This window comes from Bacteroides sp. HF-4919 (genome assembly GCF_018860125.1).
Genome location: NZ_JAHKNF010000011.1, coordinates 155,217 through 175,250 on the forward strand (window position 1 = coordinate 155,217; position 20,034 = coordinate 175,250).

The following is a 20,034-nucleotide window of genomic DNA, read 5'->3' on the forward strand; positions in this document are numbered from 1 at the left end:
ACATCATATTACTCGATAGTAAAACTACGTACTGTTTTCATTATCCCTTCATTTGCTCGTACAGGCATTTTATCGACACCTAAAGCCTTCTTAATCTTATCATTGCTGACCACATAATTTTCTGTAAGCTTCTGCATACGCAATGGATTCAATGGCAAATGACACCAGCCACCCAACTTTGCCATACCGTTCATCAATCCTTTAGGCAGATGCCAGATATGAGCCTTCTTACCCAGTGCCTCACAGATCAGCTCAATCAGTTCGTTAGTTGAGAGTGCTTCATCATCACCCATGTGATAGATACCACTCTCCACATCCTTTGTAAGCAATCCATTAATCACATAGCATAGATTGTCAATGCAAGTAAATGAGCGTCTATTCTCAAAAGCGCCCAAAGGCCAGGGTATTCCTTTCTTCACTACACCATACAGCAGGTTAAAATTACCCTTGTTGCCAGGTCCATGAATCATACAAGGCCTCATAATGTACACCTGCTTATTAGAACCGTCTGAAACCTTGAAACTATCTGAAACATCAGCATCGCTGAAATTATGGAACGGACGCTCCATAGCGGCAGGAGCAAAACTCTGGATAATATGGTTCTCAGCCTGAACCTTACTCTCCCCATAAGGGCCTACGGAAGTAGGCACACACTCCTCGGTCAGGATATCCCCAGGCACATGGTCAGCCACACTCTTTACGGTAGAGAAGAAGATAAACTTCTTTGGCGTTGGATTAGCCATGTACCAGTCGAAGATCTTCTGAGTCAAGCCTGTATTTACCTTGAAGTAAATATCAGCTGCTGATTTGTTATGTGTATCATGAGCTTTACCTGCCAAATGAATAACTGCATTAATCTGCATGTTGGTCAACTGAGGCAGTTCATCCCATGAGAAAGTCTTTGCCACCCCCTCCTTCTCAGGGGTGACAATATCAAGTCCATAGATTATATTGTTTGACGACAATGCTTTAACAAGATTACTTCCAACAAATCCATGAACGCCAGTTATCAATATATTCATATTAGCTACATGTTGTTAAATAAATCATCCACCAATCCGGCAACAGAATATTTATAAAGAACCTCCTCACTTACAGGATTAAATGGTGTCTGAACAAACTCTTTTGAAATTACAGGATTATCAATATCTATGATTAGGATATTATTTGGATCATAGTACTCATAATCCATAATATGCTTATTTGTAGTAATGTATTTCCTACGGGCTGCAATTGCCTCGTGGGCACGAGTGGACAAGCTAACTTGGTATGGCGGATTGACATCCAGTATACATTTTGTCTTATTCAGAACTTCAACTGTTTCTGGAATTGAAATCGGCTTCAGATTAATCTCCTTAAAACTATAGAACGGGAAGTGAAAGAGCGACTCCTGTATGTAACGAATCAAGCCTGGGACATAAAGATACGTATAGAACCTTAAACCTTGAGATTCAAAGTTCTTTCGCAATTGCTTCACCATTTTATGCCGAGGATGATATAAGGTACAAATGAACTCCAAATCATAATCAAACTCAACCGATTCATTTACTTGAAGGTAGTCATTCACAAAAAATGTCGGCCTAAAGCCTACGTTGTACTTTTTGGCATTTTCGGGATCAAAAGACATTACCTTATTGCATGAGGCAAGCACATCATCCATAGCACAATTACGCATTACATCCCAGAGATATAGAATAACCTTCGCTCTAGGATATGCTTTCCTTAAAGAATCAATAGCTACTGGAGTAAAAGCCTCTCCTCTACATATTAGGATATAATCGTAATCTTTAGTCTTATTCTCTTTTATCACATTTTGTATATAGCGCAGGAATATCTGTGGAACTTTCTTCTTTAGCAAGCGTATAATGATTTTCATATAAGCTTCCTCAGAAGGTCGTTCATCATATTCATCTACATGAGCGCCCCTCTTCTCTAACTCCTCTTTAATGGCAACACCATAATGTTTGGTGCAACCATAAGGGGAAAACAAAAGGATTCTTTTATTACCAAATACAGTCATATATTACAGATTGTAGTGAGGATACATATCTTTATGTAACTTAATCCATTCCGCAAGTTCTCTAATTTGAGTGTCGTAATCAGAAATGATGTATGACAACTCAAAACGAGTTCTTCTCAAAGAGAGATTTGCTGGCGTACCTTGAACTGGGTTAATTTTTACTGAATCGTTCTTCAGATAATGATTAAATAATGAAACAAGTTCATATTTAGATATAGAATAATCAGGTACACAATTGAAGATACCATAAACACGCTCCTTTGCAGCTGCTTCCATCGCTTTTGCCAATTCTAAAGTTGTCAAGCCTGTCCACATCTTATTGGTAAATCCATTTATTTCACTTTCTTGTGCCATAAACCAATTCAACAGGCTCGGACCATTAGGGTTTGTATCAGGACCAACAATTGAATCACGCAACGTTACATTCTTATCATCATCCAACTCCCCTAACGCCTTAGACCGTCCATAGAACGTTTCGTTGTCTCGATGGTCAGTTTCAGTATAATCCCCTCTTGCTCCAGAAAAGACGCAATCAGTACTCATGTGTATGACCTGAGTATTTGTTCCTTTTGTTACATCCGCAAGAAAGTGTGGAAAATAAGAATTGATATATGAAGCAAGTGCATGATTCTGCTCGGCAAATTGATTAAGTATACCAATACAATTAATAACAGTATCGTAATTATCTTCAGCAATAACCTTACGAAGGGTTTCTGTATCAAAAGCATTACATGCAATAGAGGGAATAAGAATAGATTCCTTCAAATCAAAACCAAACACCTCATGCCCTTGTTCCTTAAGATAAAGGGAGATGATATGACCAGCCATACCATTGCACCCACAAATAAAGAATTTCATTACCTTAAATGTGTTACATTAGTTTTTTTAATTCAAGATATTCCCCTTCCAAATATCTTCTTGTATAGTTACAGAATGTTTCTCTCCAGACTTTGTTCGCATTTTCACCTTTTTCTAAAGCATCATCTATATCAATTCTGCTTATGACTGCAAGTATATCCTCTTCCTTTTCATCAGACACATAGCCCATGTTGTTTTGCAATACTTTCTTTTCAACAATTGTTCCTTTAGTTGAAAAAATCGGTTTAGCAAGAAACATTGCCTCGTAATATTTGTTAGGAGCTGCATATACATTATTAGGATTTACTTTTTGATACATTGCATATACTATATCCGAATTATAAGATATATTCAGACCATCTTCATATTTAACCCTTCCATAATATCTGATATTTGGATATAGACCATTGTCTTTCAATAATCTTTCCTCTAATTTAGCGTTACCAAAACCTGCAATAGACAAATTAATAATCCCCTTTTCTGCCAATGATACGATTTCAAAAAGACAACGATCAGTTGAAAAGCCGCCAACATAAGAAAAAGTAATTTTATTGTTATTGAATTGCTTCTCCTGGTCTTTTGTCAGAAAATCGCTACAATCAAAAAACGGAATATTTGGAAGTACACTAATTTTTGAAGAAGGGATCTCAAATGGTATTTGCTCAATACGTTCTGGTTCACAAAGAATAACCCTATCAGCCCTTTTGGTCGTATATTTCTCCATAAGCTTAAAAGCTGTCAAAACATACCACTTTTGGTTATAGAGTGCAGCAGAAAACCAATCGAATACATCAAATATTAACTTATTACCATTATTATGTGTTGCTTTATAGAAGGCTGCAGGAAATGCAGAATCTATATCGCATCCATGGAGTATTGCATCTTTACGCTTCAATGCACATAACTGCTTATACACAAACCACATCCATCCAATACGATTCTTAACGGCCTTGAAACCACCAACGTTATATTCCGCTCGCTCTTTCCACATGACGGAATTAGGCAAATCTATATTCTTTCCGTCGCGATCCCAACCGATGAACTTATGTTCAATACCTTTTTCTTGCAAGTATCGAACATATTTCATTGCTCTTGGATCAGATAGAATATCATTGCATCTAATGAGTACTACCATATTTTATTCTCCATAACGTTCGACTTCTTCACCCTTCAAAGCTCTCACGATACGATCACATGCCTTACCGTCACCATAAGGATTGACAGCCTGCGACATCTTGGCGTATGCCTCGGCATCGTCGAGGAGGGTACTGACCTCCTTCATAATCTTTTCATAATCAGTACCTACAAGATGTACGGTACCTGACTTGAGAGCCTCAGGTCGCTCGGTGGTATCGCGCATCACGAGTACTGGTTTGCCTAGACCTGGAGCCTCTTCCTGGATGCCACCAGAATCGGTAAGTACGATGTTGGCCTTGCTCATAAGATGAACGAACTCTAGATACTGTAGAGGCTCGATAAAGAAGAAGTTTGGACGGGTAAGATCTTCACCAAACACCTCGTGGATAGGCTTGCGCACATTAGGATTGAGGTGCATTGGGTAAACGAAATCCACCTCAGGATACTTTTCTGCCAGGTCCTTCATGGCGGTAACCATGCGGATGAAGCCGTCTCCAAAGTTCTCGCGACGATGGCCGGTGATAAGAACGAGCTTCTTGCCATCAGCCAGACGGGTTATGTCATAACCAGCAGCTGTAAGCACGTTGTCCTGCTCCTTAGCCAAAGCTTCGTCAGCATTGAGTTTATCAATCACCATGTGGAGGGCATCAATAACGGTATTGCCAGTCACATAAATATTGCCAAGGGCAGACTCAGCCTTAAGGTTGCTCTCAGAGAGAAGGGTTGGTGAAAAGTTATAGGTAGCAATACGTCCAGTCAGCTGACGGTTCATCTCCTCTGGCCATGGGCTGTAGAGATTGTTTGTGCGAAGACCTGCCTCAACGTGACCTACTGGAATCTGGGCGTAGAATGCAGCCAGGGCACCAGCGGTAGAGGTGGTGGTATCGCCATGAACGAGTACAACATCAGGATGGCACTCCTTGAACACGTCACGCAGACCAGTGAGGACGCGTGCGGTTATATCGGTGAGATTCTGACCCAGTCTCATAATGTTAAGGTCGTAATCAGGGATCACATCGAAGATCTTTAGTACCTGATCCAACATTTCGCGATGCTGGCCAGTTACACAAACAATAGTTTCGAACTCTGACGGGTGTTTCTGGAATTCCTTAACTAGTGGACACATTTTAATAGCCTCAGGACGAGTGCCAAATACGAGCATTACTTTCATATAATGTTTATTAATTATTCAACTATATATTATCTGGAAGAATCTTGTTATCTATATCATTTGCACCTAGATACCATAGGCAGTTAAACAACATCGAATAAATCATACTTTCAGTATTTATCATTATTATTACAATCAATACAACAATAGCTCGCGCCAAAATCTTTTTACAAAAAATCTTAGAGAATCGATAAAATAAGCATAAACGAATAAATGTAAATACGACACCGAAACTTGCAAGTTCCCTAAGTGTTGTTTGTGTAGACCCTTCAAAGAATACATCCGCTATGAAATGTTGCCCCATAACGAAATTATATGCATTTGTAGCTCCGGCACCTAAAAGCATATAGCCCAAGTTTGATTTCCATAATTCATAATAAAAAATAATTTCATTTACACGTATTACCATGGATGCATTTGCTACCGAAGTAGAATCAAACTTTCCAAATACCCTATCATACAGCTCTAGGTTTGTTGTAAAAAAGACATATACACCAACTGCACCTAGCATTAATAAAAAAAACTGATAACCTTTAATTGAGTCACTTTTATCATAATAATAAGTTATCAAAACTAATGCAAAGCATATATAACCAGTAGTAGAATACGTTGTAGCTAATGCTATAACGAAAACTAATAAATATTTTATATTTATATTTTTTTTCGAATACAACAAAAATAATACAGCAATATTTATATACATTTGGAATACGCCAGGTTCCCAGAATGGACCATTATTTCTGCCGTTATCACCATAAGTATCAACACAATAAAGGAACAAGGTTTTATATTGACCATCACCTGATGATGGAGCCCATGCCCAAAGATTTAATCCCATAACTGTGGAGAACCATATTGGAATAGAAATAATGCATATATAATACAAAAGTTTTATATACTTTTGGGTAAATAATTCCTTGGGAACCTTTTTGAACAGTATATAACCCGCCCAAATTTGCAAGATTTTACTTTCATACGACAGTACAAAATCAGAATAAAGAAGTTGTGGTATTATCAGTAACAAACAAGGCATTAAAACCCATTTAGTTTTATAATTGTCTTTAAACAACTTCCCATTTGCTACATCTTTCAATACAATAAATCCACATAAAACTGTAGACAATGCTACTTTGATATTTTGAGACAATGGTATACTCATTGCATCTATCACAAAGACGCATAAAAATAACAATAAGTCAGCTTGATATCTTTGCGCTTTTGTATATGATATAATACTATTTTGATTCATGACGAATGAATATTGTAAACCAAGGTATTTGTTTATACTGCTTATATACAATAAGCACCGTGAATAGCAATGTTGTGGCATAGACCGCCAGAGTTGCCTGAGCAGCCCCTATTGCTCCTCGAGTCGTAATGAATGCATAATTTAAAAAGACATTCAGGAATATTGAAAAAGTGCTCAGAAGGGAATAAAGCTTTGTCTTCTTAGAATAATAAACAAAATTTACCAACAATAATTGAACACCCAAAATACCATTACAGGCAACAAGCCAGTTAAGATATACAAATGCATCCTCGTAGTCTGAACTAATCAACAGTGTCGATGCTAAACGAGCAACGGCTATCCATAAAAAAGAGACGATGATTATTACCAAAATTAGCGTATAAGTCAATCTCACTATTTTCTTTAAGGATTCGTGACTTTCATCCTGTAGTTTTGCATATACCCATGGTGTATAGGCAAGTGCTATCGATCTAACAAAAACATCTATTACCATCGCCAACTGGTTGCCCACCGTATATACACCCGCGGCCGATAATCCAATGATATTCGCAATGAATAGTTTATCAGTAAACCCAAGAATAGTTCCGCGCAAGTTCATAGGTAGCATAGGAAGTCCAAATACCATCAATTCCTCTGAGATTAAATTCTTATCTATCGATAGTATAATACCATTTTTACACAACAAAAGGATTCCAACAATTCCCATGAGTATAGTAGATATTGCAATGCCATAAACACGGCCTGCTACACCAAGGCTAAAGAACACTACAAGAATTATGGACAGAAGTGTATTCAAAAAACTCCAGCCATTAGTAAATATAGCATAGGCAGCAGCCTTACCCTCAACCTGATGTAAAGAATTAACGCAATAACAGGCAACAGAGAAGAAGGAGCTAAGTACTGCCGCTGCTAAGTACTGTACAGACACACCACTATATGTTGCGATCTCACTTGAAAATATCACAAATAACACCGAGCATACTGAAAACGAAGATATAAGCAAAAACAAGTAATTGAATAAGACAGCAGGAAAAGATTCCCCTTTATCATAGAATTTCCTCATAAGCGCACCTTCTATGCTCAGCCCAAAAACCGCCACGAGAAGGTTTATAAGTGCTAAAAACATAGAGACTTCACCATATTCGTCAGTTGACAGATAATTAGTTAGTATCGGCAACATCAGAAAAGGTATTGCCTTATTTATATAAGATGATATGGTATAGACACTTAACTTTTGCAGAAAATTATTTTGAAGAAAAGATACTTTCATTAAATTATTTAAATACACCTTGTTTTATCAATTTTAATCCGTGAATATTCATCGCATAATAGATAATGTGTATAAGAGAATCATCCGATGGAATATGGTCAGTATTGATGTATTTAGGAATTACATCTGTATCAGCATCTATTGATTGTTTAACTGCAGGTAATATCCTATCCAGTTCAGAAGAATACACCATATTATGCTGGACTCCAGAGTCATTCTTAAGAAATTTGTATTTCAAATTCCTCAAAAGCGAATAAAAAGAAGAATCTTTTAATCCAAGAGTACGCAAGAACTCACCTACCCTTTCATTGAACGACACCTTTCTATACAATCTACAATCAGACTTATTTACAACACATTCACGGCAATGAGAAAAGAATGGAATATTGAACAATTCTTGTGATAAGTTTTCAATAATCTTCAACTGAAGAGTTCCATAGGCTCTAAACTCGCGAGTAGAATCATACAGATACTCACACACCTGTTCCGTACTTAATACTGAAATACATCCTGTCAACTGATTCAGGAAATTGATTAATACTGCATCAGTCGATCTATGGTGGACATATCGTATTTCTTCAAACTGATCCATAGAAAGAGGTCCATCTGGATTAAAACCAAAGGCTCTCAAATCTGAGGAAAATTTATCTTTTACATAATCAAAGAGATTATGAGAATTAGAGTAAAAATCATCTCTCACAAGATATGAGCTATTGGTTCCACTTAATTGATACTCTTGCAAAAAAGCTTGAATATTTTCAAATGGGTTCTTCCTTTCATTATACTGTTCCCTTATACGCATGCATTCTCCAAAAAGCCCCGTCTCTAAAACCAATGGAATTGAGCTACCCAAACTTTCATAGGATGTAAAAAAATTGGGATTACCGCCATAAAACTTGTAATCAAAGCCATACTTTGCAAAAAGATCATCCCATAGGTTAAAGTTATCAGGATATGTACACTTCCAATCCATCAGCAAAACTGAAAGTCCTATTTTTTTTGACATAGACTCTACGCACTTTAAATCTCCAACCTCTGTTCCTGTAACTGCTGGAGAATTTCCTTGAGCATGTAGAAGAGTAGGTTTTATGCCAGCCGCGAGACAACCTCCAAGCACGACTCTACTATCCAAACCTCCTGTCATATTTATACCTACATCTTGCCCAAATCCTTCAGTCAATTGCCTATAACCCTCTTGGATTTTTGAAGCCATAAACTTTGCTGCTGCATCTATATCATTGTGCTGTTTATGCTCACGTTCGTATCCAATGTTCCTAACTTCAATATTATTTTTTCCTGTATCAATTAAAATAATTTGGCGACCCAATAGCTTTTTCACATCTTTTACAAACGTATTTTCTCCATAAGGACTGCATTGAAAAGATTCAAGCATTAGGTCATACTCTGATTCATCAAAATCAGATATTCCAAGAAGTACATCTATCAAATCTGAAGAAAGAGTGATTCTTCCATTAACTATTTGATAGAATACTTTATACACATGATATTTATCTACAAAGATTGAAACTACGCCATTTTTACATATACACAAGCAATAGTTGCCCAAAATTTGCTTTCGAAGCTTATCCACATCGCCATCAAATGCCTCAAATATTCCCTTCAAGGCTTCTGTTCCAATCGCTTTATTATATGTGAGAGTTCCTGCAGAAATGCAATAATCATCGCCATTTATATACACATTCTCAATACGTCTTAGTCTCTTATGATAAGACACTATATTCAGAGATCCGATCTTTGTCTGCTTATTAACGACAAAGCCTTGCATTTCGTTTTTCTTCTCTATTTTTGCAAGGGATTCTATTTGATTTGAAATAACAATTCTTCCCATAGTTACAATTGTTTAAGAAGTGTCACCATCTCGTCAAACGACTCAGGTATAATTACTTTTTTCTTATTGTTGTAGCTCTCATGTATTCTTTGCACAAACTTTGAATACTTATCATCCCAGAAATACTGGGCCCACGGTTGATAAGAATATTCGTTCATTATCATCTTCCCAAGAATAACGATAACAGGCTCCTTTCCATAAATCATCTTTGGGGTAAAAACTGCAGTAGAATTGAGAGTAATTAGAGCCAAATCATTCAGATTGTCCAAAGCAACAAGAATATCCTCCCATGAGTTCTTATTGTTCTGATCAATAATATAGCCTTGAGACTGGTATTTATCCTTTGGATTTCTTGGGTGCATACGTACTGTAAGTTGATCCTTTCCCAAAGACTTGTAGAGCAAATCAATTATCTGTTTCTCATCAACCCCCTCAAATTCCGTATTACGAAAATCATTCTCGAAATAAACACCTTTAGTCCTGTATTGAAGTATATTGTCGACCTCTAAAGCAGGTTTGATATACTTTATATCTTCTTCTTTGGCACTTCCTATAGAAACCATCTTGATGATCTCATTATTAAATGCCAAGTCTGGATTGTACAAATACAGATCTTGTAAATAGTCTCCTTCATACTTGTATCCCAAGAGATAATACATATACTTTAAGCCATGTACTGTATCGAAAAGTCCTTTAAGATATACCCCTAATCCTTCTTCATAAAAATGAAGCTTTAAGCCAGGATTTGTCCTCTTTAACTTAGAGAATAGCCAAGTATTAGTTTTTCCGACCCATGTGGAAAGCAGGTTTGTATATTCAACATTCTTTACAGAATCTAAGATACGCTTCTGTTTCTTCGTGGTTATTAAAAAGTCTCGGATTATTCCTATTCTGGATAATCTATGGCATACATCGTCCAAATAGTATACATTATTTACAAAAGAAAGTTTCTGATATTTACTGATTATGTCATGCATGTCACATGCGATGTTCAGTACGAATAAATCAGCCTTTGCCTTAGGATAATGATGTCTCATTATCATCGTTGCATTAAACATCTGCAACGGTGTCGCTACAATTATTGCAATCATCTTTTAGCCAATCTCTTTTGAAAGTTTCAATGCTTGAAGCATACAATCCTCCATAGAACAGTAGGTCCATGCACCATAACGTCCAATAGAATATACTTTCTTTTTCGCCATTTCTACCATATATCTCTCCACCCACTTCTTACCTTGCTCCGTAATATGTACGTAACCAGGGTTTATTACCAGAGTTTCATGTACAACTGCCTTCTGATCGGAAACTATACCACAATCTCGCAAATCTTCGAGAGTCTTATGATAATACATATCCTTTATTTCTTCTGTGATCTCCGTATTTGGATCAAAACCAAGCTCTACATATGTACTCCCCTTTGTTTCGGACAAAATATTATTATAAAAACCAACACGGTAGAAGCAATACTTCTTTTCAGGGAAGTAAATCCAATGGCTCGATGTATCTTCTAATGCAGAATCAAAACCAATGTTATATACTAACACCTGATTATAACTCAACACGTTTTCAGGGACTTCGGTATTACAGAGCTCGGTAAAGACATTAAGTGGTACAGTATTAATAAGATACTCATATTCTACAGTCATCTCTTCTCCATCACTTTCAATTGTAGCTTTCTTATTCTTTGTATCAACATTCTTAACCTCAGTATTAAGCATCAAATTGTCCATGTCAATATCGCTCAACAAAGCCTCAATAAAAACCTGAGCACCTTTCTTGGGATATTCGAAGGAATTATTATATGAAGAATCTCGAGATTCTTTCATGTTTTTTATAATATCTTTCAAATCGGCATAAGGGAAGAAGCGCCCCATGGAATTTGTATCGAGTTTCTTCAATGAACAAGCGTATAGCTTTTCATTATATGGTTTAAGGAAGAGTTCTGTTATACTCTTGCCGAATTTTGCATATAACATCTCTTCAAAATCCTTAAAGTTTTCCTTTGAGTCCTTAAAGTAAAGATCGTATAAGCAATCAATAAAATCCTGCTTCTCCAACTGGTGAATATTTGTCTGAAAAGGATAATCTATATACTTATTTTTAAGAATAATCTTTGTTTCTTTATTACAGAAGACAAGGTCATCAGCTTTTACTCTTTTGTCAAAAAAAGATTTAATCTCCTCATTTGAGAAGTGGAAAAAGTGTCCTGCAAAATCCCATACATACCCATTTTTATAATGTGTACGACATAGACCTCCTGCAGTGGGCTCTTTTTCTACAACTAAGTAAGATTTTCCCTTTAAGGATCTAGCAAGGCTTAAGCCAGAAATACCGGCTCCCACGATTAGATATTGCACCTGTTCCATATTAGCGAATAATTTTCTTAAATAATTCATAACCTTCACGCGAGATGTGAAGTATATTTAAAAGCCTCATCTGATTTCTGATGCGACTTGTTCTGACAGCTAACTCCTTATTTAAGCCACAGAGTTTTATGTAAAAATTATCGCCTAGAATTCGACCTTCTTTCCGATTACTATAATAAACATAATAAATCAGATAGGTGGTATTCACTACAGCAGATAATCGACGCACAAAGTATTCTCTACTGTTTACATTAAACTTAGCGGTATTAAGAATATCAAAGAGTTTATTGAACACTCTTAATCTATGATCAACACGCTTTACCATATTATCGGGAGAAACGCTTTGTGTCGCACTACCGAGACGATAATGATAATAAGATTGTCCTGTAAAAAGGAAACGATTGGCTTTTAGATATGGAATAGTACAAAATTCTTCATCCACATAGAATGTTTTCTCTTGAATCTGTAATCCAATTTCTCTAAGCATCTCAGTCCGATAACACGTATCAGTCATTGGAATCTGGTAGCCCTTATCAAGAAGATACTTTAATGTTCGAACCTCTCCTGTAGCCTCGTCGTAACCCCGATGTTCCTCCGTTCCTTCGTCCATGTAATTTCGATAGTGACCAGATATAACTACATCAACCTCTACATTTCTAAGCTGTTTAACAATCAAATCAATAGCATTTGCATCTATCCAATCATCACCATCAACAACAATCAGATATTTACCTTTTGCTACTTTCAATCCACTATTGATTGTTGAGCCATGACCTCCATTCTCTTTATCAATAACAACGACAGCCTCAGGATACTCTTCTTTATACTTATTCGCAATCTCAACTGTTTTATCTGTTGAACCATCACTTACGATTATTAGCTCAATTTCAGATAAAGTCTTACACTTCAAAAAAGACTCAACAGTTTTCTTCAAATACTGTTCTACATTGTATGAAGGAACGATTACAGATAGGAGTTTTGCCATATTATTTAGAAATTGTATTATTCAAAACATATTCCAAACTTATTCTCTCCCCCTTTTCTAAATTACAAGCCACCTTCTTACCAAGAATCTCATTAAGATACTTTGGATGAAGACCATATCCTGGACGAACAGAACGGACATTCATTTCGGTGATGATATCACCTGCCTTCATGCCTTCTGCTACATAGAGTGAACGGGAAAACTGGCGGCCTTTGATTTGAGAAGGATCGGTTGGATAATCAACAACACCCAGAGCCTTCTCTACATTGCGGATACTGATAACCATTGCCTTAAACTCTTCAACAGTCATTGAGAAAGCTGCATCCGGACCTCCAATGGTTCGATCGAAAATAAAATGTTTCTCAACCATTTCGGCTCCAAGAGCTACTGCTGCAAGAACCACATCAGAGCCCATAGTATGGTCAGAGAGGCCTACCTTAACACCAAAACGTTCCTTCATATCGAGCATAGTGCGAAGATTGACATTCTCCAATGGTGCTGGATATGCTGATACGCAACGAAGAAGGGTGACATCATAATTGCCTGCTTCATGACAAGTCTTGATGGCAAGTTCAATGTCTTCCAGAGTTGCAATTCCGGTAGAAATAACCATTGGCTTTCCCTTACTTGCAGCATAGCGGATAAGGTTAACATCTGTAATCTCAAAGCTGGCAATCTTCATGATTGGATTACCACAGGTTTCAAGAAAGTCAACTGCAGTATTGTCAAATGGGGTTGAGAAGCATACAAGACCACATTTCTTTGCTTCATCAAAGATTGCTTGATGCCACTCCCAAGGTGTATAAGCCTCTTTGTAGAGATCATAGAGATTGGTATTATCCCAAAGTGTACCACCCCTCACTATGAAATCTTCCTTACGACTATCCAAAGTGATGGTATCAGCCGTATAGGTTTGTATTTTGATAGCGTCAACACCTGCTTCGGCAATAGCGCGAACGGATACTAATGCAGTCTCAAGATTGTGCCCATGATTTGCCGAAAGTTCAGCGACAATAAATGTTTTGCTCATTATATATATCGTTCTAAATAATAATACTTTTCATCTTCTTGATAAACTTGATATCCTACCTTCAAGTGGGTTAGCATCCAATTTTGACGTATAGCCCAAGGAAAGCCGCCACAAGGTGGTCTCCCAATAAATAACGTCAAAAAGGATACTGATTTTTAAGGTTTATTGTTAGCTCAATCCGATAGTCAAGGGCAATAAATGTTCATAATCCCTACGCCCTTTAACAATCTCACTGAAAAATCTCTTGAAATAATCCAGCACAGCCACACCCTGCATCTTGCATGTTGAGATGATGGTATGATACACCCTGAGACACGGGCATGGGCCATGCAACAAAGATGTTCTATATCGACCATATGATCATCCAGATACATATATACATTGTAGCCGTCCGACTGAAGGGCTTTCACCTGACTGTCACCCAGGATATGCTTCAGAGCATCCCGTCCTCTGGAACCGGAGGCGTGCGTTCCCGGAACAACGTCAATGATTTCAGGATGGCCGCTGAAAGGGAAATAGCCTTCGTGGATTTTCCCGTCCGGCGTCTTATAGCGGATAACCTCGTAATCATGCTCCACCAGCCTGCTTACCTGCTCGTAGGCATATTTACGGAAACGTTTGATGATGACGGCACCTGCGGGAAGCCGGCCGATATCACTGTTGTGACAAACCGTATTGTCGGCACTCATGGTACGGTAAGAAAGTCCCTGGCGATAAAGACGCGCCTCCTTTGGTTTTGCTTCAGCACCCTCTTCCTCCACCGCTTCCCCACCAGCCTCCGCAGAAGGAGATCCGATGGATTGCGGAGTACCATCGAAATCATCCTTGTCACGGGTATGGTCCTCTCCGTCCTTCACACGCTTTTTACGGATTCCCTTCTAGCTCTTGCATCCATAAAGGTTCTTGTTGCGGACTTTTAGCCGCTCCTCCAAAGCTGTTATTTTAGACAACAGATTACTGTTCATCGCTTTATAATCGTCCAGTTCCTTTTCTGCAGCCATGGCAGCCTTCTGCAAGGACAACAGTTCGTCAACCTTGGACAACAGTGCGTCTATGCAGGCCTCGTCACGCTGGATGCGTTCGGCATCCCGCTCACGGGCAGCCACCAGCTCCATTATCATTTTAGATTTCTCTTCGGGTGTCATATCTGAATATGGGTCTTTAAAAGGTGCAGGAGTACCCTCCCGTTCCTTCAGCTTCCTTGCGAAAGAAAGCAGTTACATACATAAACTTGTATCCGCGCCTGAAACGTTTCTCAAACATACTGTAAGACAGTTGATCATAACTGAATAAGCGGACCAGACGTAAATCTTTGGGCATCACGATAAAAACATCCCCGTCTTCCGGTTCACGATTCAACTGCTGATGGATGATGGACAAAACCTTATCATATTTACAGCGCATATCGTGGAAATTGCGAACAAAGAAAAAGCGGTTGAGACCTGTTATATTCAACATAAGCCCTCCAGTTTCTCTACCAGGCTTTTCAAACCTGCGTAGCTTAAATTTTTCTGACTGATATGAACACCGTTACTCATGCGGATGTCCACCAGAATTCGAAGTCCGGTACTCGAAGAAAGCCGGGTGTCCACTTCCGGAGTTCCTTCCGAAAGCGGGGAAGGAATTTCCTGCATTTCTGCTTCCGGGGAGAGAGCACCCAAAACTTGAGCAGGAACTATCTTCTTGCGGGTATCCTTGTACCATTTTGCAAACAGGTTATAAGAGACCTGGTTCGACAAACAGAATTGCTCAATCGAAACACCGGAAGAGACGCCTTCCAATTTATAGCGCAAAAACAGACGCTCAAAATCAATGTAACTATACATAAACTTTGCTTTTCATTTAACGGAAGCAAAGTTCTCCCTTTTATAGCATTTATCCTATATGTCATTTTTGGACGCTAACTAATTATTGTTTTGTTAATACTACTGTTCCCATGGAAAGTCCAACACCAAATCCTGAAAGAAGCATTTTTTTCACATTCTTTAAACGCCCATTCTCTTCCGCTTTTTTTATCGCGATTGGAATGCTATTCGAGACGGTATTACCGACATCCTGAATGTCCACAAAAAACTTTTCTGCTTCTATCCGACAACGTTTCCGCACGGTATTGAGCATATACTCATTGGCTTGATGAAAAATGACAAGGTCTATGTCGGTTATTTGCAATTTATTCTTTTTCAAGTTCTCTCTCACTAGTTGAGGTACTTCAAAAGCTGTGAAATTGAAAATGGACTTACCGTCCATATATAAATAGTTAGGATTATAAATGAAATTACCCTCTTCATCGTACACGTCTTCTGCCACACACTGTGGATGGCGTGAGCCACCATTCCTGATGATTAAGGAAGCGGCACCGCTTCCATCGGTGCCATAGCTTAATTTTTCAATGGAATAGTTAACTCCTCTATTTGTTAATTCGGAGGATATTAGTGAGGCCGTGGCTGCATCACCGAATATTGTTTTATTTCCCTTATCCTTAGGAGAAAGATATTTGCTGTAAGTTTCTGCGGTCAGCAGAAGCACACGATTTGCCTGTTCTGAGATAATTAATCCCTTAGCCAATCCTAAACCATAAATGTAACCTGAGCAACCCAGGTTGTAGTCGAATGCCCCACAGGATTTAGGTAGTCCAAGCTGGTCTTGCAGAATACAAGCCGAACTAGGCAGACGATAATCAGGGCTTTGAGTACACAAGATAACATAATCAATTGTTCCCTTGTCTATTTTATAATCATCGAACAATTGTTTACCAGCTTTGCATGCCATGTCACAAGCAGTTTCTTCACTTGCAGCAAGATGGCGTGTTTCAATGCCAACTTTGGCCGATATTTTTTCTACCGACCATTCTGGATGCTCGCGTGAAATGTCAGCATTCGTCCTTATTTCTTGAGGGAGGTAAATAGAAAGATGATTTAAGTATGCTTGCATTTTACTTTTGTTTAGCTATGACATAATCATAAATATCCTGGACTGTATGGAAAGATTTCCACTCTTCATCACTTAAACTTACCCCTGTCTTTTCCTTGATTTCCACGAGTATTGCCATTCCCGTCAGAGAGTCAAATGAATCTAAGGAACGAAAAATGGTTTCTGCGCCCATCTCAATGCTATCTGCATCAAAATACTGTTCTTTTATTAAATTTACAAATTCGTCAATGCACATCATGTTGCTTATTGATTTATATTAGAAATTAAAAAATCTTTGCGGTGGGATTTCACATATCTGACAAATGTCTTCATGTCATTTTTGCCTTGGTGTGTACTAAGAAATTCTTCGCGATATGCCTCCCATGCTATAAATTCTACTCCCGTTTGTAATTGGTCAAGACGTACTTTACAACCCAAATAGCTGTCAAGCATAAGTGCATTGATATTTGTCCTGTTTATACCTCCATGCAAGTGAGCGCATCCTATAGTCTGGAATGCAAACATGAAATTATAATAGGCGAATTCTAAACCAATTCCAGCATTCAACATTTCCGGAACTATATAATAGCCCAATTCTGCTGATGATTTTCCATCGTCTATGTCCGTCAAGTTGATAACACCTATGGGATTCCCGCTCTTTAATACTAGCCAATAACAAACGTTCTTGCGCGTCTTTAAAGAGGTTATAAATTTCACATGCGATTCAAACTGAATGATTTCTGTTGTGTACATGTATTTCCTAATGGCTTCATGATTACGCCATTTCCATACCTGTTCCACTTCTTCTTCCGTCAAGAGACTAAAGTTCTTAAATTGGTAGCCGCTTAAAGTATAAATGGTATTTCTGTCTATTTGCATATGATACTATTATTTTTAAATATCTATTTTCTTAGGGATTATATGGTCTTAAACAAGTGAACATAACGTACTGGAATGCCTTGGAACGAATGATGAAACTTGTATCGGTAACTGATCATATTATCCACAATTCCTTTGCTTTTATTTCCAAGGTTATCCAACCCATAAATAAAATGAGCAGCTTTCAATGAGTATGCAAATTCTTTTTGATTATCCACAAAATAACCTGCAGCAACCTTGCATCCGCAAGCCAGTGCCTCAATGCAAACCGTACTGCACGGTAGAATAGCATATTCTGCCCGTTGCATTTCGCGAGCCATCCGGCTAGCGGTGAGGTTCTTAAAAATAGTTGCCTTGTCATAGTTTTGCAAATCCTCGATATATTGACAAGCATCACCTACCACCACTGTAACTGTCTTGACTCTGTCATCCTGTTGCAAAATAGAGAGGTATTTTTCTGTCAGGTTAAAATAGTCTGTTCCTCCAAATGAGATAAACCAACTATTAGGATTTTTAGCGGTACTTGAAGCTTGAATAAAAGGTTTGCGAAGTAGAGCATAGTCGAGACCAAGACACAGGCGCGTGTAAGGTTCTACGTCAAAGAGTCTCCCATCAGTCAAGCCGTGGTTGATTACCACATCTGCATAGTAATGCTTGTCGTGCATATCGTCAATGCAAACAAGTTTACATCCTTTCTCTTTGATCTGTTTCTGGTACTCTGAAGTGTAGAAATAGTTATCAAGTACAACGATTTCTTCGCCTTTAAGACAGTCTAGAAACTTTTCGAACTTGCTATTGTCGGATGGTAAAGCTACGAGAGAACATACTTTCTCAGTCTCCCTCTGCTGATATTCAGAGGGAGACTGAGTGAAGAATGTACAATCAAAATCGTCTCGGAGCATGTCGGCAAGCGCAAGGGTACGGATGAAATGCCCATAACCTATCCGCACACCCGCGTCTGCCCGAAAGAAGATCTTTCGTTTAGTCATTTGAAATTAGTTAAGTCGCTTAAAACCGGCCTGACATACAGGTCCTTCGAGAGCCTCCATTACATCTTTGCCATCCTCAAAATCGCGAATATCTGCAAAAATAGAATCAAGAGCCTCGAAATAGCCATCAAGTATTTCCTGCGTATGAGCAAGTGAAGTGTACATGATTGTTCCTGCAAGATAGCCCTTCTTAAGCATCTCCTGGGTCACATAAGTCTTGTATGCAAGGGCATTAGGAGAGTCGAATGTGTAACCGGCAAGTGCAGGAATACCCCATTGATTTATCTTCAAACCATACTTATCAGCTAGTGCCTGCCAACGTTCTTTGTTCTGCAGCCCCTTTGCGGTAATCTGTTCCCAAGACTTTTCCTTCTCCATTACATCAAGGGCGGCAAGTGCTGCAGTTGGTCCAATACGGTCGGTCCAGAATGTTGAACTAATCCAGGAACCCTGAGCAGCATCCATTATTTCTTTCTTTCCAAGAACTGCAGCAATAACGTATCCGTTACCCATAGTCTTAGAATAGATGGTCATATCTGGATAAACACCATATTTCTTGTGAAGTCCGCCAAATGTCTCTCGGAAACCTGAAGAACATTCATCGAAAATGAGTATTACACCATATTCGTTGCAAAGATTGCGAATATGCTCAAGATAACCCTCAGCAGGACCGAAATTGCGGCAAACCTCCATCTTGACAGCTGCAAGATCAGGCGTATTGCGAATGATGTTCTCTATCTCTTCGAAATTGTTGTAATGAAAAGGTATAGAAGAGCCCCGGAGTCCTTTAGGAACGCCTGCTGTAGGAATGCCAGGGAGAAGGTGTCCCGCAAGGGCATCGTTTTCGCCAAGGTTTACAGATACATACCAGTCGTGCCAACCGTGATAGCCACAGATTGCCACCTTATCCTTACCGGTATAGGCACGTGCAATACGTATGCACATAGAGTTGGCTTCACCACCACCACGGGTGTATCGTACACCACCGGCCCATGGATTCATCTTGATGAGCCGTTCTGCAAGATAAACTTCTTCAGGACAGTTGAAAGTAGTAAGGTTACCATCACGAACAACCTTCATCACAGCTTCATCAACCTCCTCACGAGCATATCCAAGTGTGTTGGTACCCACACCCATAAGACCGCAGTCGATATACTCACGACCGTCAAGATCCCATACGCGACATCCCTTTGACTTGCTATAATATGCCGGCCAATTCTCGGGCAACAACTGCTCGGGTCTTTTTGATAACAACGATGTCCCCCCGGGGATCAACGTTTTTGCTTTTTTGTAAAGCTCTTGTCCTTTACCCATTGTACTG

General features: G+C 38.6%; 21 protein-coding genes. All 21 read right to left on the bottom strand.

Annotated elements, in window-relative coordinates; genetic code table 11:
* Positions 1-8: 8 nt before the first annotated feature.
* The 21 genes from KO473_RS18555 to KO473_RS18650 all read right to left on the bottom strand — a co-directional run bounded on the left by KO473_RS18555 (position 9) and on the right by KO473_RS18650 (position 20,027).
* Positions 9-1,022: an NAD-dependent epimerase/dehydratase family protein gene (locus tag KO473_RS18555; RefSeq protein ID WP_005821891.1), complete on the bottom strand. Its 1,014-nt coding sequence runs from the start codon at positions 1,020-1,022 to the stop codon at positions 9-11.
* Positions 1,023-1,027: 5 nt separating this feature from the next.
* The gene (locus KO473_RS18560; protein ID WP_005791043.1) at positions 1,028-2,020 is read right to left on the bottom strand and encodes a hypothetical protein; all 993 of its coding nucleotides are present in this window, start codon (positions 2,018-2,020) and stop codon (positions 1,028-1,030) included.
* 3 nt (positions 2,021-2,023) lie between these two features.
* Positions 2,024-2,878 carry a sugar nucleotide-binding protein gene (locus tag KO473_RS18565; protein ID WP_005808557.1) on the bottom strand — a complete coding sequence of 285 codons (855 nt, stop codon included), beginning with the start codon at positions 2,876-2,878 and terminating at the stop codon, positions 2,024-2,026.
* Positions 2,879-2,891: 13 nt separating this feature from the next.
* The gene (locus KO473_RS18570) at positions 2,892-4,013 is read right to left on the bottom strand and encodes a capsule biosynthesis protein CapK (RefSeq protein WP_005808560.1); all 1,122 of its coding nucleotides are present in this window, start codon (positions 4,011-4,013) and stop codon (positions 2,892-2,894) included.
* A 3-nt stretch (positions 4,014-4,016) separates the two neighbouring features.
* Complete coding sequence (gene wecB / locus KO473_RS18575) at positions 4,017-5,186, bottom strand: non-hydrolyzing UDP-N-acetylglucosamine 2-epimerase (RefSeq protein WP_005808563.1); 1,170 nt, start codon at positions 5,184-5,186, stop codon at positions 4,017-4,019.
* 22 nt (positions 5,187-5,208) lie between these two features.
* Positions 5,209-6,435, bottom strand: a complete 1,227-nt coding sequence (locus KO473_RS18580) for a hypothetical protein (RefSeq protein ID WP_005821892.1) — start codon at positions 6,433-6,435, stop codon at positions 5,209-5,211.
* Positions 6,422-7,705 carry an oligosaccharide flippase family protein gene (locus KO473_RS18585; RefSeq protein ID WP_005808567.1) on the bottom strand — a complete coding sequence of 428 codons (1,284 nt, stop codon included), beginning with the start codon at positions 7,703-7,705 and terminating at the stop codon, positions 6,422-6,424. Before KO473_RS18585 ends, KO473_RS18580 begins: the two co-directional genes overlap by 14 nt.
* 4 nt (positions 7,706-7,709) lie before the next feature.
* Positions 7,710-9,554: a hypothetical protein gene (locus KO473_RS18590; RefSeq protein ID WP_005808569.1), complete on the bottom strand. Its 1,845-nt coding sequence runs from the start codon at positions 9,552-9,554 to the stop codon at positions 7,710-7,712.
* A 2-nt stretch (positions 9,555-9,556) separates the two neighbouring features.
* The gene (locus KO473_RS18595; protein ID WP_005808571.1) at positions 9,557-10,645 is read right to left on the bottom strand and encodes a polysialyltransferase family glycosyltransferase; all 1,089 of its coding nucleotides are present in this window, start codon (positions 10,643-10,645) and stop codon (positions 9,557-9,559) included.
* 3 nt (positions 10,646-10,648) lie between these two features.
* A complete protein-coding gene (locus KO473_RS18600) occupies positions 10,649-11,920 on the bottom strand; it encodes an NAD(P)/FAD-dependent oxidoreductase (RefSeq protein WP_005808573.1) in 1,272 nt (423 codons plus the stop codon).
* A gap of 1 nt (position 11,921) precedes the next feature.
* Positions 11,922-12,905: a glycosyltransferase family 2 protein gene (locus KO473_RS18605; RefSeq protein ID WP_005821893.1), complete on the bottom strand. Its 984-nt coding sequence runs from the start codon at positions 12,903-12,905 to the stop codon at positions 11,922-11,924.
* 1 nt (position 12,906) lies between these two features.
* Entirely contained in the window at positions 12,907-13,935 is a 1,029-nt protein-coding gene (pseI, locus tag KO473_RS18610) for a pseudaminic acid synthase (protein WP_005808577.1), read from the bottom strand.
* A 185-nt stretch (positions 13,936-14,120) separates the two neighbouring features.
* On the bottom strand, positions 14,121-14,792 hold the full coding sequence (locus KO473_RS23550; protein ID WP_005821894.1) for a transposase: 672 nt from the start codon (positions 14,790-14,792) through the stop codon (positions 14,121-14,123).
* Between the two features lie 21 nt (positions 14,793-14,813).
* The gene (locus tag KO473_RS23555; RefSeq protein ID WP_005821895.1) at positions 14,814-15,080 is read right to left on the bottom strand and encodes a hypothetical protein; all 267 of its coding nucleotides are present in this window, start codon (positions 15,078-15,080) and stop codon (positions 14,814-14,816) included.
* A 16-nt stretch (positions 15,081-15,096) separates the two neighbouring features.
* On the bottom strand, positions 15,097-15,393 hold the full coding sequence (tnpB, locus tag KO473_RS18620) for an IS66 family insertion sequence element accessory protein TnpB (RefSeq protein ID WP_005821897.1): 297 nt from the start codon (positions 15,391-15,393) through the stop codon (positions 15,097-15,099).
* Entirely contained in the window at positions 15,387-15,761 is a 375-nt protein-coding gene (locus KO473_RS18625; RefSeq protein WP_005821898.1) for a hypothetical protein, read from the bottom strand. Before KO473_RS18625 ends, tnpB begins: the two co-directional genes overlap by 7 nt.
* Before the next feature lie 82 nt (positions 15,762-15,843).
* Positions 15,844-16,866, bottom strand: coding sequence for a 3-oxoacyl-ACP synthase III family protein (locus KO473_RS18630; RefSeq protein ID WP_005821901.1), 1,023 nt, complete (start codon positions 16,864-16,866; stop codon positions 15,844-15,846).
* A gap of 1 nt (position 16,867) precedes the next feature.
* On the bottom strand, positions 16,868-17,104 hold the full coding sequence (locus KO473_RS18635) for an acyl carrier protein (protein ID WP_005821903.1): 237 nt from the start codon (positions 17,102-17,104) through the stop codon (positions 16,868-16,870).
* 5 nt (positions 17,105-17,109) lie between these two features.
* Complete coding sequence (gene pseH, locus KO473_RS18640) at positions 17,110-17,724, bottom strand: UDP-4-amino-4,6-dideoxy-N-acetyl-beta-L-altrosamine N-acetyltransferase (RefSeq protein WP_005821906.1); 615 nt, start codon at positions 17,722-17,724, stop codon at positions 17,110-17,112.
* Positions 17,725-17,762: 38 nt separating this feature from the next.
* Positions 17,763-18,713 (bottom strand): UDP-2,4-diacetamido-2,4,6-trideoxy-beta-L-altropyranose hydrolase, encoded by a 951-nt coding sequence (gene pseG, locus KO473_RS18645; protein WP_005821908.1) that lies wholly within the window; start codon positions 18,711-18,713, stop codon positions 17,763-17,765.
* A 6-nt stretch (positions 18,714-18,719) separates the two neighbouring features.
* A complete protein-coding gene (locus KO473_RS18650; protein ID WP_005821911.1) occupies positions 18,720-20,027 on the bottom strand; it encodes an aminotransferase class III-fold pyridoxal phosphate-dependent enzyme in 1,308 nt (435 codons plus the stop codon).
* Positions 20,028-20,034: the final 7 nt, after the last annotated feature.

Excerpts from the sequence above, each read along its gene's own strand:
- KO473_RS18605 (WP_005821893.1), bottom strand. The coding sequence starts at position 12,905 with ATGGCAAAACTCCTATCTGTAATCGTTCCTTCATACAATGTAGAACAG.
- KO473_RS18650 (WP_005821911.1), bottom strand. The coding sequence starts at position 20,027 with ATGGGTAAAGGACAAGAGCTTTACAAAAAAGCAAAAACGTTGATCCCC.
- KO473_RS18555 (WP_005821891.1), bottom strand. The coding sequence starts at position 1,022 with ATGAATATATTGATAACTGGCGTTCATGGATTTGTTGGAAGTAATCTT.
- KO473_RS18570 (WP_005808560.1), bottom strand. The coding sequence starts at position 4,013 with ATGGTAGTACTCATTAGATGCAATGATATTCTATCTGATCCAAGAGCA.
- KO473_RS18585 (WP_005808567.1), bottom strand. The coding sequence starts at position 7,705 with ATGAAAGTATCTTTTCTTCAAAATAATTTTCTGCAAAAGTTAAGTGTC.
- KO473_RS18630 (WP_005821901.1), bottom strand. The coding sequence starts at position 16,866 with ATGCAAGCATACTTAAATCATCTTTCTATTTACCTCCCTCAAGAAATA.
- KO473_RS18600 (WP_005808573.1), bottom strand. The coding sequence starts at position 11,920 with ATGGAACAGGTGCAATATCTAATCGTGGGAGCCGGTATTTCTGGCTTA.
- KO473_RS18635 (WP_005821903.1), bottom strand. The coding sequence starts at position 17,104 with ATGATGTGCATTGACGAATTTGTAAATTTAATAAAAGAACAGTATTTT.
- KO473_RS18595 (WP_005808571.1), bottom strand. The coding sequence starts at position 10,645 with ATGATTGCAATAATTGTAGCGACACCGTTGCAGATGTTTAATGCAACG.
- KO473_RS18590 (WP_005808569.1), bottom strand. The coding sequence starts at position 9,554 with ATGGGAAGAATTGTTATTTCAAATCAAATAGAATCCCTTGCAAAAATA.
- KO473_RS18560 (WP_005791043.1), bottom strand. The coding sequence starts at position 2,020 with ATGACTGTATTTGGTAATAAAAGAATCCTTTTGTTTTCCCCTTATGGT.
- KO473_RS18580 (WP_005821892.1), bottom strand. The coding sequence starts at position 6,435 with ATGAATCAAAATAGTATTATATCATATACAAAAGCGCAAAGATATCAA.
- tnpB (WP_005821897.1), bottom strand. The coding sequence starts at position 15,393 with ATGTTGAATATAACAGGTCTCAACCGCTTTTTCTTTGTTCGCAATTTC.
- wecB (WP_005808563.1), bottom strand. The coding sequence starts at position 5,186 with ATGAAAGTAATGCTCGTATTTGGCACTCGTCCTGAGGCTATTAAAATG.
- pseH (WP_005821906.1), bottom strand. The coding sequence starts at position 17,724 with ATGCAAATAGACAGAAATACCATTTATACTTTAAGCGGCTACCAATTT.
- pseG (WP_005821908.1), bottom strand. The coding sequence starts at position 18,713 with ATGACTAAACGAAAGATCTTCTTTCGGGCAGACGCGGGTGTGCGGATA.
- KO473_RS18565 (WP_005808557.1), bottom strand. The coding sequence starts at position 2,878 with ATGAAATTCTTTATTTGTGGGTGCAATGGTATGGCTGGTCATATCATC.
- KO473_RS23555 (WP_005821895.1), bottom strand. The coding sequence starts at position 15,080 with ATGACACCCGAAGAGAAATCTAAAATGATAATGGAGCTGGTGGCTGCC.
- pseI (WP_005808577.1), bottom strand. The coding sequence starts at position 13,935 with ATGAGCAAAACATTTATTGTCGCTGAACTTTCGGCAAATCATGGGCAC.
- KO473_RS18625 (WP_005821898.1), bottom strand. The coding sequence starts at position 15,761 with ATGTATAGTTACATTGATTTTGAGCGTCTGTTTTTGCGCTATAAATTG.